We start from the raw sequence: 17,330 nt of genomic DNA, 5'->3' as shown, positions 1-17,330 counted from the left end.
CGAATTAACTACGACGCTCAAGCGGAGCACTCGCGAAAAATGCGGGCAACGACATGACCGAATCCAAGGAGACAACCTTCGAGCCCGACGGCGAAGACTATTTCAAACTGCTGGTCAATGGTGTGACGGACTATGCGATCTTCATGTTGGACTTGGACGGCGTCATAAAAACCTGGAACGCTGGCGCGCAACGGATCAAGGGTTACGCCGCGAGCGAGATTGTCGGGCGCAACTTCTCGGTCTTTTACACAGAGGGTGACCAATTGGCAGGCCGGCCGGCGTATGCGTTACGCACCGCTCTTAAGGAAGGCAAGTTTGAAGACGAAGGCTGGCGCGTGAGGAAAGACGGAAACCAATTTTGGGCACATGTCCTCATTGACCCCGTCAGCGATGATCGGGGAAGACTTATCGGCTTTGCGAAGATTACGCGCGACATTACCGAGAAGAAACAGGCTCTGGAAGCGCTGCGCGAAAGCGAGCAGCGCTTTCGTCTGCTGGTGCAAGGGGTAACCGACTATGCCATCTATATGCTTTCGCCCACTGGCGAAGTAACCAACTGGAACGTCGGCGCTGAACGTATCAAGGGGTATACGCACGACGAGATTCTGGGAAAGCACTTTTCCTGTTTCTATACGGAGGAAGATCGTGCCAGCGGATTACCGGCGCAGACACTGGCGACAGCCGGCGCCGAAGGCCGCTTTGAACGGGAAGGATGGCGGGTGCGCAAAGACGGCTCGAGATTCTGGGCGCATGTGGTGGTCGATGCGATTCGAAATGACAACGGCGAGTTGATCGGCTTTGCCAAGGTCACTCGGGACATTACTGCACGAAAGCAGGTGGCTGAGGCGGTCGAACGCGCCAATGAAGCTCTCTTTCAATCGCAAAAGATGGAATCGCTTGGCAAGCTGACCGGAGGCATTGCGCATGACTTCAACAATCTCCTGGCCGTGATGTCGAGCGGGCTGGACGTGCTTTCATTGCGGACCCAGCATCAGACCGACGTCAAAATGCTCGAAAACATGCAACGCGCGGTAGCTCGGGGAGCGATGCTCACGCAACAGCTTCTCTCGTTCGCGCGCCAGCAGCCGCTCAAGCTCGATAAGTGCAATCTCAACGCGGTAATCCGCGGCTTTGAAGTGGTCCTTCGCGGCGTAGCCGATCCGATGATCGAGTTGGAGATCAGGCCGGAACCCCGGCCTAAGCCTGTGATTCTGGATGCTCCGCGATTCGAGAACGCCTTGCTTAACCTCATTGTGAACGCACGCGATGCGATGCCGAACGGAGGGAAAATCGTAATCGCCGTCGAGAACGTTCATTTGGTTGACGGGGCGATCGGCACGCTCGCGGCTGGCGCCTTCGTGAAGCTCTCCGTCTCCGATACCGGTTCTGGAATGTCACGCCACGTCGCAGCGCACGCATTCGAGCCTTTCTTCACAACCAAGCCGCTTGGCAAAGGCACCGGCCTCGGATTGAGTCAAGTCTATGGCTTTATTGCCCAGTCTGGCGGCGAGGTACAGCTGCAAAGCGAAATCGGTCAGGGCACGGTTGTCACTATCTACCTACCTGTAGCCGACGGGGCGGCGAGCGATGCGCAGATCGAGCCGGCACTGGATACGGTGCTGGTCGTCGAAGACGAGCCGGATCTTCGCGAGGCGACAGCCGAGCTCTTGCGTAGTCTCGGATACGACGTGCTCATTGCCGGGAACGGAGCGGATGCGCTCGAATCGTTGAAGCGCGGTGATGACATCCAGATTCTGTTCACGGACGTGGTGCTGCCCAACGGGATAGACGGCATTCAGCTTGCACGCTCGACCCGCCAGCTTCGCCCGGACGTCAGAATCGTTCTCGCATCGGGATATGCCCTTCCGGCCCTGACCGAGGAGCATGGGAGCCTCGATGACTTTGCGTTCGTTGGCAAGCCATACAGGCTTGCAGACCTCGTGCGGATGCTGCGTATCGCGCATTGATATCACGCGCACAAATGCCTTCGTTATGGTCGATGCGAACTCCGCCAGATCCGACGCGCGCCGAGGTCGTAGACCTGTCGAGTGCGACGTGCGTCTGTCCGAGGCGGGATACAGTCAGCATAGAGACCCGCCGCTACCGCACAACGCCTGAACGTGCACGTGCCTGGCTTGCGCGTGTGACCATGTCCCAAGTCTGGAGCGACTGCGGAGAGAAGAATCTTGACGATTCGTTCCGGCCATGATAGTATCGCTTTCGAAAGTTCAAGAATTCGATTGCTGTTCATCAATAGTTCCGTTTCCTCCGCGGTATTCGTTGTCCTCTCCTTCCTTGATGCTTCCGCTGCTCCTCATTGGAGCAAACCTCTTTTTTCTCTGTTCAAGGATTTTTATGGATACCGGTATCGTCAAGTGGTTCAATGACAGCAAGGGCTTTGGTTTCATCACCCCCGACAATGGCGGCGACGATCTCTTCGCGCACTTCTCGGAAATCAGCGGCGATGGCTTCAAGACCCTCGCTGAAAACCAGAAAGTGACCTTCGAAACGAAGCGCGGCCCCAAAGGCCTGCAGGCAGCGAATATCAAGCCTCTGTAATGCAACAAGCCCGGCGTCGCGACGCGACGCCGGGTGCTCAAGCTTCATCCCTCGAGCCCGCCTCTCTCGCCGGCGTTCCCAATACGCCCGGCGCTTCCAGAATTCCCTCGCTCACTCATCGTTGGCTCCAACGATGTCCGCCGCTTCAGCGCAAGTCATTGCCGCCCGTATCGGCGGGAAGCACTCATCCTTATAAATAAAATATGCAGCTCCAACGTCCCACTCATCATTACCGCGGCTATGCGGTTCATCCGTCCGCGCACCGCCTGCCCGATGGCTCGTTCTCGTCAGACCTCCTGCTGGAGCGTGCGCAGCCGGACTCCACGACCGTCCAATACCGTTTCTATTCGCTCGACTACTTCGTCAGTGAGCACGAGGCCGTTCAGCACTCGTCTCGCTGGGCACGCGACTGGGTTGAAACCCGCGGATAAGTATCCACGGGCAAATCTGGCAAAAAGCGATCCGTCGATCACGAAAGAAACTTCGCGACGGTATCGTTGAAGCGCTCGGCATGCTCCCAGTGCGCCCAATGTCCGCAACGCCCGAAAATGAGCAGGTCGGCGTTCGGCATGCCCCACACGAGACGCAGGCCGACATCCATCGGCACGAAGCGATCGTCGCGTCCCCAGATGACGAGCGTGGGCGCCTTGATCTCGTTCAGACGATGGCCGTAGTCCGGAAACTGCGTCGGATTCGCGGCCAGGCTCTTCACGAAGTTCTCCAGATAATCGCGCCGCGCCAGCATGTTCTGCAGGCGCGCCGCCATCAGTTCTTCGGTCATCGTGCTCGGGTCGTACACGAACACGTTGAGCATCTTCTTCAGATTCTCGAGCGTGGGCTCGCGATACAGCCCCTGCAACAGCTTGATGCCTTCGGTCGGCATCGGCACGAACTGGCTCGGCCCGCCCGTGCCGCCCATCAGCACGAGCTTGGGACAGCTTCTGCAGCAAGTCGCGTGGCCATCCGGTCTCACGACGCCCGATGGCGATGCGATGATCATCCGCGAGACGACGCATCGCTTCAGCCAGTTGTCGTTTCATCGCGCGATGGTCGGACGGCGCTTGCCGATGCTGCTGACTGCAGCGGGCCGCGCTTACTTCGCGATGTGTCCGGACGAGGAACGCGAAGACATACTCGAACTGCTGCGTTCGGGTTCGGGCGGCGAGGAGCCGCAGGCGCTCGCGAGAAACGACAGCCTCGTGCGCAGCCTGATCCGGCGCGCGCGTGAAGACGGCTTCGGAACCAACTACGGCGACTGGACCGCGTAGGCGAAGATCGGCGCGGTGGCCGTTGCCATCAAGGACGATGAGCGCGTGCTCGCGAGCCTGAACGTGGTGTTGCTGTCGCGCGCCGTGAGTCTCGCGGACGCGGTGCGTCGATATGTGCCGCCGTTGCAGGCGGCGGCGGAAATCGTCGCCGCGCTCAAGCAGCAGTGAGGTGGCTCGAATGCAGGAGCGAAGCAGCGTTCCAAGGCTTTGCGGCAAGTAGCGCTAACGTCCCTTGAATCGCGGCGCGCGCTTTTCCTGCCACGCGAGCGCGCCTTCGCGCAGATCCTCGGATGCATCGGCGCGCGCGAGATCCGCTGCGAAGCCGGCGGCATCGAAATTGCCGGCGGCGATTCGCGTCAGGTGCTTCTTCATGCCCAGCAGCGCGAGCGGCGCCATGCCCGCGAGCTGGTCGGCGAGCGTTTGCACGGCGTGCGCGAATTGCTCCGCCTCGACGAGATGCGTGAGAAAGCCGCACTCGAACATCCGCCGCGCATCGAAAGTCGCGCCCGTGAGCAGCAGCGTCTTCGCGACGTTCACGCCGAGCCGCGACACATAGCGATGCAGGCCGCTCTGATAAAACAGCAGGCCGAGCCTCGCCGCCGGGATGAACATCTGTGCATGCGTCACGCCGATACGAAAATCGCAGGCAAGCGCGAAATCGGTCGCGCCGCCGTAGACGCCGCCGTTGATCGCCGCGATCGTCACGGGGCGCGCGAGCTCCAGTTCGTCCGCCAGCGCCTCGAAGGCCGCGCCGACGTTGTCCGTGCCAAAACGGTTGACGTTGAAGCCCGAGCAGAAGTGCTTGCCCTCGCCTTGCAGGCAGAGGACGAGCACGTGCTCCATCGCATTGATCTCGCGCAGATGAGCGCGAATCGCCTGCAAATCGGAGAACTCGAGGCGATTCGCCACTTCCGGCCGGCGCAACGTGATGACGGCCATGCGACCGTCGACGTTCAGCGACGGCGCTTGCCCCTTTAATGACGCGCTCATTGTCGACGCTTCCTTTCTCAGTAGAGCCCGTAGATCTGATCTGCATGGTTGTCTCTCACCGACGATACGCTTGCAGCTCGCCGCCTCGTCGACCAATTCGGCCGCGCGCGCGGAAGCGCGACCACGCCTCATCAAACCCCAGACCTATGACCGATGCAGAATCGATTGACTGAATTAATGCTAAATCGAGAAGACTGATTTGACGGTATTAGGGTTTTTACCAGGTCACCCGAAGCCTAGACTACCTCTCAACGACGAAGCAGTGGCGCAACCCTCACCACCGGCGCCGTTCCCCAAAATCAGCATTCGGAGGTTCAATCATGTTCAAGTCCATCGTTCCCGCCATCGCTATCGCCGCCGTTCTCGCGGCTCCCGCTTTCGCTCAAGCGCGTGAAGACGGTCCGGTCACCCGCGGACAAGTACGTGCGGAGCTGGTTCAACTCGAGCGCGCCGGTTACAAACCCGCCAGCGACGAAACCACCTATCCTGCCGATATCCAGGCTGCCCAGGCGCGCGTCGATGCGCAGCAAGGCGCCGCCGCCGCGTCCTTCGGCGGTGCGAGCGAAGGCGCTTCGGCGTCGGGTCATGCGAGCCGGCTGAGCTTTCTGAACCGCATCGTCCGTCCGGCGGCAGACGCGAATCCGGTCGACTTCAATCGCCCGTAAGCGGCTTTCCGCCCCGGAACGGAAGCCCGGCCCAGCGCCGGGCTTTGTGCTTTTTCACGATCACGAATCGATGTGTCCGGTGCCTTTCATCACGCTGTAAGCCATGGATCCGACGATGTTTTCAGACTGCGATTTTTCATCGGCCAGTCCGACGGCACTACAATTTGTGTTTGCCGTCGATACACATTTCGGATCAGCCGCCTCATGCCCATGCCGTCGCTGCGCCTAGTCTTCGTTTCCCTGTTATTTATCGCCCTCGCCGCCTGCGGAGGCCGCACCGCCACCACGCCCAGCTATCAGCAGGAGCTTTTCAACACCGGAGCGAGCCCGTTCGCGCACAACTTCGATGCCACCGTCAACGAAACCTGCGAGGCCGCGCGCCGCGCGCTGCTGTCGCAAGGCTTTCTCACGACGATGGGCCAGCCCGACACCATCGACGCGACCAAGAACTTCCAGCCGAGCGCCGAGACGCACGTCGTCGTGTCGTTTCATGTGGTCTGCACGCCGGGGGAAAACGCGACGAACCAGAGCATCGCTTATGTGAACGCCGTGCAGGACGGCTACGCGCTCAAGAAGAGCGATACCTCGGCGAGCGTCGGCCTCTCGGTGCTCGGCTCGCTGTCGCTGCCGATCCGCTCGAATAGCGACGCAATGGTGAAGATCTCGAGCGAGACCGTGCCCGCGGGCAAGTTCTACGACCGCTTCTTCAACCTGATGGGCCATTACCTGAACACCGTGCCGCGCAGCGCGCCCGTCGCGGCCGATGAAGTGAAGAGCAAGCCGCTCGCGCCGTCGCTCATCGTGAACTCGCCCGAGCTCACGCCGACGCCGATCGTCGTGCAGACGCCCGCCGCCGCGACGGCGATACCGGCATCGGATGGCGTCGCGGCGGGCGCGTCGGAGGCAGCGGCCGCCGCCGCCGCACCGGCGCCGCGAACCACGGCGACTCAGTAAGCCGCCCGTTCTTCCCGTCAGTTCGGCACGTTCACGACTCCGCCCGACACCGTGATCGCGTTCGCCCCTGGATCGGTGGCGATCGGCGGCAGGTTCGCCGTCGTGAGCGCGGGCGCCGCGCCGGCCGTGCCGCCGCGCGCCACCGTCCGCACTACCTGCGAAGGCGGCAGCGGCGCGTTGTTCTTCAGGTGATTCCACATCAGATCGAGCGCCTGAATGTTGTAGTAGTGCACCGGAATGAAGCGCGTGTCGAATCCGGCCACGCTCAGGAACGCGTCGAAGTGCTGGCCGTTCGTGATCTCGTAGAGCGAAAGCTGGCTCTTGTTTCCCTCCGCCACCTGGTTCGCGCCCAGATACGGACGCGACGCGTGATTGATCGGCACGAGCGCATCCGCGCGGCCCTGCACGATGATCGCGGGCTTGCCGCGCAGGTTCGCATTCACGCGGATCGCGTTCACGTTGCCGACCATCGTCGCATTGCCGTTCGTCCACAGCGCGCGCAGGCACGCCGCGCCCGCGTAGCTGGCATCGGGCGTCGCCAGCCGATGATCCGCCGCGCCGGCCGTCCCGCTGTTGTAGACCAGATTGATGCCGTTGGTCGGCGGCACGCCGTTGCCGTTGCCGAAGATGGTCAGCATCGGCGAGACGATCGGCGTCACGCCCGCCGCACCCGCCGCGCTGGTCGTGCCGAAGCTGAAGTCGCACAGGTTGTCGAGCACGCTCGCCTTCATGTAGGCGTCGGCGTACGTGACGGCGACGGCCGGAACCGCCTGCGAATCCCACATCGGCGCGTGCAGCTTGTCGGAGTCGGTCTCGTAGCCCGCCTGATGCAGCTGATTCAGCGCATCGTTGGCCTGGGCGACGGTGTTGCCGCCCGAGATCAGGCCGCTCGCTGCAAGCGTCGCGCAGCGCGCCGTGCGGATCGCGGTGGTGGTCGCCACCGGCAGCGTCGTCAGATACGGCGCGCCGGCCGCGGCTGGCGCGAGCGCGGCGCACGGCTGCAGCAGGTTGGCGAGCGTCATGTAGTCCGCTAGCGGCCGCCCGAACGAGCCGACCGGCGCGCCGCCCTGCCGTACCGAAACCTGCGACGGCAGATTCAGATTGATCTGCGGCTCGCCGACGACGACCGCCGTGATCCAGCCGTCGGTGTCCTGCTCCGCCGCCGCCAGCGACGCGCCGCCGCCGTTGCTCACCGATGCCGCGATCGTCGTGATGCTGCCCTTGCCGTAGCGCACCTGATGCGTCGAGCCGCTGACCGGGCCGAACATGTCGTTGAGCGCCCAATAGGCGAACTGGATCGCCTGCAGGGTGTTCTTGCCCCAGTCCTTTTCCGGATTTTGTTGCGAGTGCGCGTGCTTGTACGCGTAGCGGTTCGGGAAGGCCGAGTTGAACGACGACAGCGCCTGCGCGCTCGCGTTCGCCTTGAAGATCGCCCTGGTCCCGGCGAGGTCGGCGTTGGCGAGCGTGCCGTCGATCAAGGTGACGCGGTTGGTCGCGAGCTCGTGCGCGCCGTTGCCGCTGCCCTTGTCGGTATACGCGACCGCGCAGCCGCGCTTCAGGCCCCATTCGCCCGCCGCCGAGATCGCGCCGTAGACGCCGCGCGATCCCGATGACGTCGCCGTGACGATGCACGGCTGGTCCGGATTGAAGCTCGCCGGAATCTGCACGAGCAGGCTGACGTTCTGCGTGCCGCTGCCGTCATCCGCGTAAGCGATGTACTCCTTGCCCGCGATCTTGCCTTCACCGAGCGTATCGTTGCCGTTCAGGTCGATGTTCGGCCCCCAGAAGCGGCCATAACCGCCGTTCGCCGACATGTCGACGAGCGCGCGGTAATTCGAGTAGATCGCGAGGCGCCGCAACTCCGCGGCCGTGGGCGCCGCCGGATTGGCGATCGAAGGCGCTGTCGCCGACGCCAGGCCCGTCTTGCCGAGACCCGCGGTGAGCAGGTCGTCGGACTGGCCGTCATATGTCTGGGAGCTGACCGAGCCTGAGACGAAGCTCGGCAGGGAATTGCTCGGCGGGCCGCCGCCGTTGTCGTCGTCATCGCCGTGGCATGCGGCGAGCGTCGCCGCGGCGAGCAGCGCCAGCGCGCCGAGCGCGGCGGTCCGCGGCAAAGTGTGCAACCTCTGGAATCGCGCGAATCTTTTCATTGTGTCTCCGCCATCCGTTCCGATTGAGTGGTGCAACCTGAGGAGTGCAGCACGCTCGCATGGCACGCGTGCGCGCCCCGCGAGCGATGGGTGCAAGTATCGCGCCTTATCGAATGTCAGTCGCTGCTGAATTCCCCTGTCCGTCTCCCGCGCGGTGCGCCACGGATCCGCCAAACGACAACGGGCTCCGGCCGTGAAGCCGGAGCCCGATCAAATGCCCGCCGCGAGCGAAGCCAGCGGCATCATGCGATACCGCTCAGCGCCTGTTACCCGCGTTATTGCCCGCCGCCGCCTTGCACGCCGAGCGTGATCTTGTTGGACACCGACTTCACGCCCGGCACGCCCTTCGCCACTTCCTCCGCCTGGGCGATCTGGCCGCCGTCCGGTACGGTGCCGGTCAGCGTCACCGCGCCGCTGCGCGCGCGCACGTACACGTTCGACACGTCGAAGCCCTGCGCCTTCGACAGCGCGCGGCGCACCGAGTAGCCGAGCTTGCGATCTTCCTTCTTGACCGCCGATTTCTGGGCCTTCGTCGGCGCCGCCGACTCCGTGGTCGTGGCCGCCGCGTCGCTCGACTGGGCATAGGCGCTCGAGGCTACGGCCACGCAGACCACCACGCCCAGCGCCTTCAACAGATCGACTGCTTTCATGATTTCTCCTTTTGTTTCGCTTGTTGACTTCGCACAGTTTGCTACTTCGCTCGTTTTGCACTTCTAAACCGGGCCGCATTCAAAGCGGCCGGCTACGACATCGAGCGGCTGCCCGTGGCCACGCGCGTAACCCTTGCCAGAAAGGCTCGAGGACATGGCGGCGGCAAGCCGGCGGATGCGGCTCACGGTGCTGCGAGAGACTGGCGAACGAAACAACGGCGGCCGGCTGGTCGGGCGGCAAGCCCGCCGGCTCGAATGTGTCCTGACGCACCGCGCTACTTGCTGCGCGCCCTTTCGTCACGCCTTGCGGGGCGTGGCGCGCGGCTCGCCTGCCCATATTCCGGGCTTGCGGCGCGCAAGGGTCCTGTCGTGCGGCGGCGAACGTCAATTTAGCCCAGCGCGGCAATTAGCGCAAAGCATTTAACGACGCGGCGACCCGCGAGGCCGCGCGCACGCAACAGCGCCGGCGGCGGCTACGGCGGCTACACATGCCTGTCACACTTGCCGCGCCGCGGCCGACGGTCCGGACGCCGGCCGATCTCATGTACCATCGACGCCATGCCGCCCGCCCGGACGCGCTCGTTCAGGTGTCCGCGCGCCGCGATCGGGTGAGCTCGCGCGCACAAGCTTTTTGATCAGACACGAGATGACCCAGCCTTCAGGAACCAATCCGGGACACAATCCGGGACCGAACCCGGAACCCAATCCGGGCAGCGATCCGCCAACGCCTCCGCGCCGCAAGCCGCAGCCGAGAATCGTCGCCCGCTTCGTCGCGATCTCCTGGCGCGACCTGGCGCTCACCTTCGGCCCGATCCTGCTGGTCTGCGCGGCCGCGCTCTATCTCGCCGTGCGGCTGATCCAGCCCGCGCCGCCGAACACGCTGACCATCGCCGCCGGGCCGAAGGGCAGCTCGTTCTGGAACAGCGCGCAGAAATACAAGACGATCCTCGCGCGCAACAGCGTGACGCTCAACGTGCTGGAGACGCAAGGCTCGCTCGACAACCTCACGCGCCTGGAAAACCCGAAATCGAACGTCGACGTCGGTTTCGTGCAGGGCGGCATGAGCAAGCCAGGAGCGACTCAGGACAGTCTGGAATCGCTCGGCAGCGTGTCGTACGTGCCGCTCGCCGTGTTCTACCGCGGCGCGGCGGTCGTGAACCGGCTGTCGGAACTGAAGGGCAAGCGGCTCGCGATCGGCGCGGAAGGCAGCGGCGCACGCGTGCTCGCGCTCACGCTTCTGAAGGCGAACGGCATCGAGCCGGGCGGCGGCACGGAACTGCTGCCGCTCGCCGGCGACGAAGCGGCCAACGCGCTGGAAGCCGGTCAGATCGACGCCGTGTTCCTGTCGGGCGACTCCGCCCAGCCGCCGACCATGGCGAAGCTCCTGCGCACGCCGAGCGTCCGTTTCATGGACTTCGCCCAGGCGGACGCCTATGCGCGCCGTTTCCCGTATCTCACCGAGATCGAACTGCCGATGGGCGCATTCGATTTCGCCCGCAACCTGCCGCCGCATCCGGTCCACATGATCGCGCCGACCGCCGAGCTGATCGCGCGCGACAGCCTGCATCCGGCGCTCTCCGACCTGCTGATCGAAGCCGCGCGCGAAGTGCATGGCCGCGCCAACCTGCTGCAACGGGCGAACGAGTTTCCGGCGCCGCTCGTCCACGAATTCCGCATCAGCGACAACGCCGAGCGATATTACAAATCGGGCAAGAGCTTCCTGTACCGCACGCTGCCGTTCTGGGTCGCGAGTCTCGCGGATCGCGTGCTCGTCGTGCTGGTGCCGCTCATCGTGGTGCTGATCCCGGGCCTGCGGCTGGTGCCCGGGCTGTACCGGTGGCGCGTGAAATCGCGCATCTATCGCTGGTATGGCGCGCTCATTGCGATCGAGCGGGAAGCGATCAGCGGCCCCGACACCGCGCAGCGCGACGCCCTGCTCGACCGCATCGATGCGATCGAGTCGGCCGTGAACCGCATGAAGATGCCGCTCGCGTTCGCCGACCAGTTCTACGTGCTGCGCGAGCACATCGGCTTCGTGCGGGAGCGTCTCGCGCACGCGCCGGTGGCCCCCGCCGCGCCGGGCGAAGAGGCGGACGGGCGGGACATGGCGCGAGCGGGCGCATCGAGCGTCGCATCGCGGGCAGACACGGAACAAGGCAGCACGTAATATCTATTGGAAGAGCAGGAGCGGACGCGGCGCAAAGGTGCCGCATCCGCCGATGCAGGACACGGCCGCACCGCGAATGAACAACAGATAAGGCCCGAGCGCCCGCAGCGCGGGAAAAGCCAGGGAAATTCAGGGAGAAGCGAACATGAATGCCTTGCATTCGACCGGCCCCGGTCAGCCGTACTTTTTCTTCGACTTCATTTCGCCGTTTTCGTATCTGCTGCTGGAGCAACACGAGAAATGGCCGGACATGCCGTTCGAGCTCGTGCCCGTCCAGCTGATGAAGCTGCTGGAGCGCTGGGGCCAGCCGCACGCCGCGACGATTCCCTCCAAGCGCGTCTTCACCTACCGGCACGCGCTCTTTCGGGCGGAGCAGCTGGGCATTCCGTTCAGGATGCCGCCCGCGCATCCGTTCGATCCGAGCAAGGCATTGAGGCTCGCCGTGCTGGCGAACGGCGCGATCGGCTGCGTGCGGGAAATCTTCCGCTATATCTGGCGCGAGGGGCGCGACCCCGCCACGCCGGAGGGCTTTCGCGCGCTGTGCGAGCACGTCGGCATGCCGGACGCCGTGACGCGCGTGGAAGACGAGGACGTCAAGGCGAAGCTGCGCGAGAACAACGATCGCGCCGTCGCGATGGGCGTGTTCGGCGTGCCGACCTTCGTCGTCAACGATCAGATCTTCTGGGGCGAGGATACGCTGCCGATGGTGCTCTACGTCGCGCGCTCGCCGAACTGGCTCGAGGGCGCGGAAGTGAAGCGCATCAGCGCGTTGCCGATCGCGCCGAGAGACGCGGATTTCGCGTGACGAAAGCCGTCCGGGCGGCGCGCCTATGCCGTGCATAGGGCGCTCGCTATGGCGTCAAAAACGGATAAGCGCTTAACTTCGGTTCAGGCTGTGTGACATTTCGTCGCCTCGGGCGTCTGAGACGCACGGGAGCGACGCGCGCGGCCTCCGGCGACATCGGGCAAGCGCCGTCAGCCTGACCGAACTCAACCGCTCGACTCATGAACGAACCCGCCGACTCACTCGACATCTGGCTCATCCGTGTGCTGCGCACGCTGTTGCAGGAGCGCAGCGTCACGCAGACCGCGCAGCGGCTGAACCAGACGCAGCCGGCGATCAGCACCGCGCTGCGCCGCCTGCGCGAGATCCTGAACGATCCGATTCTCGTGCGCGGCAAGCAGGGCATGGTGCCGACCGAGTACGGCGAATCGCTGCTCGCGCCCGCGCAGCGCGCGCTGCGCGAGGTCGAATTCGTCGCGACGCCGCACGGCGATTTCGATCCGGCGAGCTCTCGCCGCACTTTCCGCGTCGCCGCGCCCGATTACCTGAACGACTTCTTCATGCCGACGCTCGTCGCCGCATTTCGCGACGCGGCGCCCAACGCGCGTCTGGAGATCGAATCGCTCAACCCGACGCGCGACCACGAGCGCATGCTCGACGAAGGCGAGATCGACCTGATGGTCGCCAACTGGACGAAGCCCGAGCCGCGCTTCACGCGTCAGGATCTGTTCACCGACGTATTCGTCTGCCTGATGCGCGCGAACCATCCGCTCGCCCGCGAGCCGCTGACGATCGAACGCTACGCGCTCGCCGCGCATCTCGCGCCGACGCCGTACAGCGGCGGCAGGCGTCATCCGATCGACGTCGGCCTGGCGCGCGCGGGCATCAGGCGGCGCATCGTCACGACGATTCCGTACTTCGGTCTCGTGCCGCAAGTGCTGCTTCAGTCCGACCTCATCTTCACCGCGCCGCGCCGCTTCGCGCAGCATTACGCCGCGATGCTGCCGCTCGCCGTGCTCGATTCGCCGGTGCCGTTTCCGCGCATCAAGTGCTATCAGCTTTCGCTGCCGCAGCCCGATCAGCCGACCGATGTCGCGTGGCTGCGCACGCTGATGTCGAGCGTGTCCGATACGCTCACGCGCAAGAAGACCGTCGCGGCGCTTTCGGGCGACGCGGCCGACAGCACGGAACTGGGCGAAGTCGCCAGGTAGCGCCCGCGCCGCGGGACTCGGTACCATCCGGAATGACGTCTTCAGCCCGCCCGCTCACATGGATGCCCTCGACAAACTGATCCAGCTCGCGAACCTTTCCGGCGCGCTCGATCTGCGCTGCCTGTTGAGCGGCCCGCTCGAGCTCGACCACGCGCCGGCGCCCGCGGGCGAAGCGGTGTACCACGTCGTGCTGGACGGCGCCTGCACGGTGATGCGCCACGGCCATGCGCCGCTCGAACTGAACGCGGGCGACATCTTCTTCCTGCCGCGCGGCGATGCGCACGTTCTGAGCATCGGGCCGCGCGAGGCCAACGAGGAGACCGCCGCGGTGCAATCGCATCACAACGGCGCGGTGACGGTGCAGAGCAACTGCGGCGGGAAGAAACCGGGTGTGGATCTGTTGTGCGGGCGCTTTCTCTACGCGCCGCGCGCCCTTCTGATCGACGTGCTGCCGGATGTCGTGCACGTCGCGTTCACGCGCGCATCGGCGCCGTATCTCGCGCCGCTCGTGCAGACGATGCGGCGCGAGGCGGAGGAAGCGCAACTGGGCGCGCCGTCGATCATCACGGCGCTGTCCACCGCGCTCTTCACGATGGTGCTGCGCGCGTGGCTCGCCGAGCAGCCGTCGCTCGCGGGCGTGCTCGGCTTGCTCGCGAACCGTCGATTGGGGGCGTCGATCATCGCGATGCTGGAGCGGCCCGCCGAGCCGTGGACGCTGGAAATGCTCGCCAAGGAAGCGGCGATGTCGCGGGCCACGTTCATGCGCGCGTTCTCCGCGCATTCGGCCAGCTCGCCGCTGGCGCTCCTGAGTCACGTGCGCATGCAGCTCGCGAGCACGATGCTCACGCAGACGAAGAAGAGCATCGCGGATGTCGCGGCGGACGTCGGATATCAGTCCGAGGCCGCGTTCAGCAAGCGGTTCAAGGAGCTTTATGGCGTCGCGCCGGGACGCTTCAGGCAGACCAACGGCCTCGTCTGAGGCGTCGCTGAATCGCCGCTTTCATGCCTGCGTCTGCAGGCGATCAAAAAGTGGAACCGCGTGCTGCCGGCGCACGCGGTCGCGATCAAACGCTCGCGCGGCTTTTCTTCAACGCCGGCAAGCCGAGACCCGCTGTCATCTCCCGCACGCGCAGCAACTGCGCCGCGACCGCCAGCGCGATCGACCCCGGCGCCTTGTCGACGATGCCCTCCACGCCGATCGGGCACGTGATCTCCGGCAGACGATCCGCCGCCACGCCGCGCTCCATCAGGCGCCGCTCGAACTTCACGCGCTTCGTCTTCGAGCCGATCAGCCCGAAGTACGCGAAGTCGTCGCGCCGCATGATGCGCTGCGTGAGCGCGAAGTCGAGCGAGTGATCGTGCGTCATCACGATGAAATACGCGCCGGCCGGCGCCTCGTCGACGATCGCCTCGGGCAGATCGGTGGCTTCGACCTGCACGTTGGCCGGCACTTCATCGGGGAAGAGCTCGTCGCGCGCATCGACCCATTGCACGACGCACGGCAGCGTGCCCAGCACCTTCACGAGCGCGTGGCCGACATGACCTGCGCCGAACAGGACGACGTGCATCATGACCGTGCGCTCCGCACCGCGTTCACCGCCTTCAGGATTTCCTCAGCCGTCGCAGGCGCGTTCAAAGGCGGATTCACCTTGTGATCGCCGACCGCCGACACCGCGTCGCGGATCGCGAAGAACACGGAGAACGGCAACAGCAGCGGCGGCTCGCCCACTGCCTTCGAGCGATGGATGCTGTCCTCCGCGTTGCGGTTCCTGAAGAGATCCACGCGGAAATCGGCGGGCATGTCGTTGGTCGTCGGAATCTTGTACGTGGACGGCGCGTGGGTCATCAGCTTGCCCTTGTCGTTCCACCAGAGTTCTTCCGTCGTCAGCCAGCCCATGCCCTGCACGAACGCGCCTTCCACCTGGCCCTTGTCCAGCGCCGGATTCAGCGACGCGCCCACGTCATGCAGCGCGTCCGCGCGCAGCACGCGCATTTCGCCCGTCAGCGTATCGATCACCACTTCCGATACCGCCGCGCCGTACGAGTAGTAGAAGAACGGGCGGCCCTGCATCGTCGCCTGATCCCAGTAGAGCTTGGGCGTCGCGTAGAAGCCGTCGGACCACAACTGCACGCGCGCGAGATAGGCCTTCTGCACGACTTCGCCGAACGGAATGGCATCGTCGCCGACGATCACGCGGTCGTTCGCGAAGCGCACCTGCGATGCGTCGACCGTGCCGCCGCCGAACTTCTCCGCGGCGAATTTCGCGAGCCGCTCGCGCAGTTGACGCGCGGCGTCCTGCGCGGCCTTGCCGTTCAGATCGGTGCCGGTGGATGCCGCCGTCGCCGAGGTGTTCGCCACCTTGCTCGTGTCGGTGGCCGTCACGCGCACGCGCTCGAAATTCACGCCGAGCTCGTGCGCGACCACTTGCGCGACCTTGGTGTTCAGGCCCTGCCCCATCTCGGTGCCGCCGTGGTTGACGAGCATCGAGCCGTCGGTATAGATGTGAACCAGCGCGCCCGCCTGATTGAAGTGCGTGACGTTGAACGCGATGCCGAACTTCACCGGCGTCAGCGCGAGTCCCTTCTTGAGGATCTCGTTGCTCGCGTTGAACGCGTTGACGGCCTCGCGGCGGCGGCGGTAATCGCTCGTCGCTTCCAGTTCGGCGATCAGTTCATGGATGACGTTGTCCTCGACCGTCTGGCCGTAAGGCGTCTTGTTGTTCTTCGTCTTGCCGTAGAGATTCGCGCGGCGCACGTCGAGCGAGTCGCGGCCGACCGAGCGCGCGACGTTGTCCATGATGTACTCGATCGCGAACGCGCCCTGCGGCCCGCCGAAGCCGCGGAACGCGGTATTCGACTGCGTGTTGGTCTTGCCGCAATAACCTTCGATCTTCACGTCGGACAGCCAGTACGCATTGTCGAAGTGGCAGACGGCGCGCGTCATCACCGGACCCGACAGGTCGGCGGAGAAGCCGCAGCGCGACGTCATGTCGACGGACACGCCATCGATCACGCCTGCGTCGTCGTAGCCGACTTCGAACTCGTACACGAAGTCGTGGCGCTTGCCGGTGATCATCATGTCGTCGTCGCGGTCCGGACGCAGCTTCACCGGGCACAGCAGCTTCCACGCGGCGAGCGCGGCGCAGCACGCGAAAATCCCCGACTGCGATTCCTTGCCTCCGAAGCCGCCGCCCATGCGCCGGCATTCGACGAGCACGTTATGCGAATGCACGTTGAGCACGTGGGCGACGAGATGCTGCATCTCGGTCGGGTGCTGCGTCGAGCAGTAGACGTGCATGCCGTCGTCGTCCTTCGGCACGGCGTAGGCGATCTGGCCTTCGAGATAGAACTGTTCCTGGCCGCCCAGCTTCATCGCCCCGCGCTCGTGATGCGCGGCCTTCGCCATGCGGCCCTCGGCATCGCCGCGCGAGAGCTTCAGCGGATTCAGCACGTAGGATTCGGCCTTGCGTGCATCCTCCGGCGTGAGCACGGGCACGAGATCCTCGAACTCGATGGTCGCGCGGCGCGCGGCGAGACGCGCCGTGTCGTGCGAAGTCGCGACGACGATGAACATCGGCTGCCCGACGAACTGCACGATGCCCTGCGCCAGCACCGGATCGTCGTGGATGATCGGGCCGCAGTCGTTCACGCCGGGGATGTCGTCGGCGGTGAAAACGGCGACGACGCCCGGCGTCGCGCGCACGGCGTCGAAGTTCATCGACACGATCTTCGCGTGCGCCTTCGGGCTCGTGCCGAGCGCGGCGTGCAGCGTGCCCGCGACGAGCGGTATGTCGTCCGTATAGCTCGCGCGCCCGCTCACGTGCAGGTGCGCCGACTCATGCGGACGCGAAACGTGGACCTGCCTGAAATCGTCGATTTCGTTCGCGAGCGACTGGGCTTCGGCGAGAAAGGCTTCGGCTTGCTGATTCATG

Annotated in this window: 14 protein-coding genes and 2 pseudogenes; 10 read left to right on the top strand and 6 right to left on the bottom strand. The window is 64.8% G+C overall.

Going from position 1 to position 17,330, the window contains the following annotated elements; translation table 11 throughout:
• The first annotated feature begins 53 nt into the window (after window positions 1-53).
• From AWB83_RS16130 to AWB83_RS37260, 3 genes are all read left to right on the top strand, one after another.
• Entirely contained in the window at window positions 54-1,967 is a 1,914-nt protein-coding gene (locus AWB83_RS16130; protein ID WP_087046574.1) for a hybrid sensor histidine kinase/response regulator, read from the top strand.
• Between the two features lie 388 nt (window positions 1,968-2,355).
• Window positions 2,356-2,559, top strand: a complete 204-nt coding sequence (locus tag AWB83_RS16125) for a cold-shock protein (RefSeq protein ID WP_087046573.1) — start codon at window positions 2,356-2,358, stop codon at window positions 2,557-2,559.
• Between the two features lie 203 nt (window positions 2,560-2,762).
• Window positions 2,763-2,990, top strand: coding sequence for a hypothetical protein (locus AWB83_RS37260; protein ID WP_087046572.1), 228 nt, complete (start codon window positions 2,763-2,765; stop codon window positions 2,988-2,990).
• Between the two features lie 38 nt (window positions 2,991-3,028).
• On the opposite strand, the pseudogene AWB83_RS16115 reads toward AWB83_RS37260, so the two are convergent.
• Window positions 3,029-3,490, bottom strand: a pseudogene (locus AWB83_RS16115) (alpha/beta fold hydrolase); the annotation flags it as partial.
• On the opposite strand from AWB83_RS16115, the pseudogene AWB83_RS16110 reads away from it, so the two are divergent.
• Window positions 3,471-3,995 (top strand): annotated as a pseudogene (locus AWB83_RS16110) (DNA-binding transcriptional regulator); the annotation flags it as partial. The pseudogenes AWB83_RS16115 and AWB83_RS16110 overlap by 20 nt on opposite strands.
• A gap of 54 nt (window positions 3,996-4,049) precedes the next feature.
• Here AWB83_RS16110 and AWB83_RS16105 read toward each other — a convergent pair.
• Window positions 4,050-4,817, bottom strand: a complete 768-nt coding sequence (locus tag AWB83_RS16105) for an enoyl-CoA hydratase/isomerase family protein (RefSeq protein ID WP_087046571.1) — start codon at window positions 4,815-4,817, stop codon at window positions 4,050-4,052.
• 320 nt (window positions 4,818-5,137) lie between these two features.
• Here AWB83_RS16105 and AWB83_RS16100 point away from each other — a divergent pair, with 320 nt between their 5' ends.
• Window positions 5,138-5,482, top strand: a complete 345-nt coding sequence (locus AWB83_RS16100) for a DUF4148 domain-containing protein (RefSeq protein WP_087046570.1) — start codon at window positions 5,138-5,140, stop codon at window positions 5,480-5,482.
• Window positions 5,483-5,686: 204 nt separating this feature from the next.
• On the top strand, window positions 5,687-6,436 hold the full coding sequence (locus AWB83_RS16095; RefSeq protein WP_087046569.1) for a DUF2242 domain-containing protein: 750 nt from the start codon (window positions 5,687-5,689) through the stop codon (window positions 6,434-6,436).
• Window positions 6,437-6,453: 17 nt separating this feature from the next.
• On the opposite strand, the gene AWB83_RS16090 is transcribed toward AWB83_RS16095, so the two are convergent.
• Together AWB83_RS16090 and AWB83_RS16085 are read right to left on the bottom strand one after the other, a co-directional pair.
• Entirely contained in the window at window positions 6,454-8,586 is a 2,133-nt protein-coding gene (locus tag AWB83_RS16090; RefSeq protein WP_244197762.1) for a D-(-)-3-hydroxybutyrate oligomer hydrolase, read from the bottom strand.
• A gap of 275 nt (window positions 8,587-8,861) precedes the next feature.
• Window positions 8,862-9,236, bottom strand: a complete 375-nt coding sequence (locus AWB83_RS16085) for a BON domain-containing protein (protein ID WP_087046567.1) — start codon at window positions 9,234-9,236, stop codon at window positions 8,862-8,864.
• A 646-nt stretch (window positions 9,237-9,882) separates the two neighbouring features.
• Between AWB83_RS16085 and AWB83_RS16080 the strand changes: the two genes are divergently transcribed.
• From AWB83_RS16080 to AWB83_RS16065, 4 genes are all read left to right on the top strand, one after another.
• Window positions 9,883-11,403 carry a TAXI family TRAP transporter solute-binding subunit gene (locus tag AWB83_RS16080; RefSeq protein WP_087046566.1) on the top strand — a complete coding sequence of 507 codons (1,521 nt, stop codon included), beginning with the start codon at window positions 9,883-9,885 and terminating at the stop codon, window positions 11,401-11,403.
• Window positions 11,404-11,548: 145 nt separating this feature from the next.
• Window positions 11,549-12,208, top strand: a complete 660-nt coding sequence (locus AWB83_RS16075) for a 2-hydroxychromene-2-carboxylate isomerase (RefSeq protein WP_087046565.1) — start codon at window positions 11,549-11,551, stop codon at window positions 12,206-12,208.
• A 200-nt stretch (window positions 12,209-12,408) separates the two neighbouring features.
• Window positions 12,409-13,398 (top strand): LysR family transcriptional regulator, encoded by a 990-nt coding sequence (locus AWB83_RS16070; protein ID WP_087046564.1) that lies wholly within the window; start codon window positions 12,409-12,411, stop codon window positions 13,396-13,398.
• Between the two features lie 58 nt (window positions 13,399-13,456).
• The gene (locus tag AWB83_RS16065; RefSeq protein ID WP_087046563.1) at window positions 13,457-14,377 is read left to right on the top strand and encodes a cupin domain-containing protein; all 921 of its coding nucleotides are present in this window, start codon (window positions 13,457-13,459) and stop codon (window positions 14,375-14,377) included.
• Window positions 14,378-14,462: 85 nt separating this feature from the next.
• On the opposite strand, the gene xdhC is transcribed toward AWB83_RS16065, so the two are convergent.
• Window positions 14,463-14,969, bottom strand: a complete 507-nt coding sequence (xdhC, locus tag AWB83_RS16060) for a xanthine dehydrogenase accessory protein XdhC (protein ID WP_087046562.1) — start codon at window positions 14,967-14,969, stop codon at window positions 14,463-14,465.
• Window positions 14,966-17,329: a xanthine dehydrogenase molybdopterin binding subunit gene (gene xdhB, locus AWB83_RS16055; protein ID WP_087046561.1), complete on the bottom strand. Its 2,364-nt coding sequence runs from the start codon at window positions 17,327-17,329 to the stop codon at window positions 14,966-14,968. The genes xdhC and xdhB overlap by 4 nt, the downstream gene beginning before the upstream one ends.
• Window position 17,330 lies beyond the last annotated feature (1 nt).

It is taken from the genome of Caballeronia ptereochthonis, assembly GCF_001545075.1.
Lineage (GTDB): Bacteria > Pseudomonadota > Gammaproteobacteria > Burkholderiales > Burkholderiaceae > Caballeronia > Caballeronia ptereochthonis.
The sequence above is the reverse complement of the archived record's forward strand: the minus strand, read 5'-3'. Positions and strand labels throughout refer to the sequence as shown.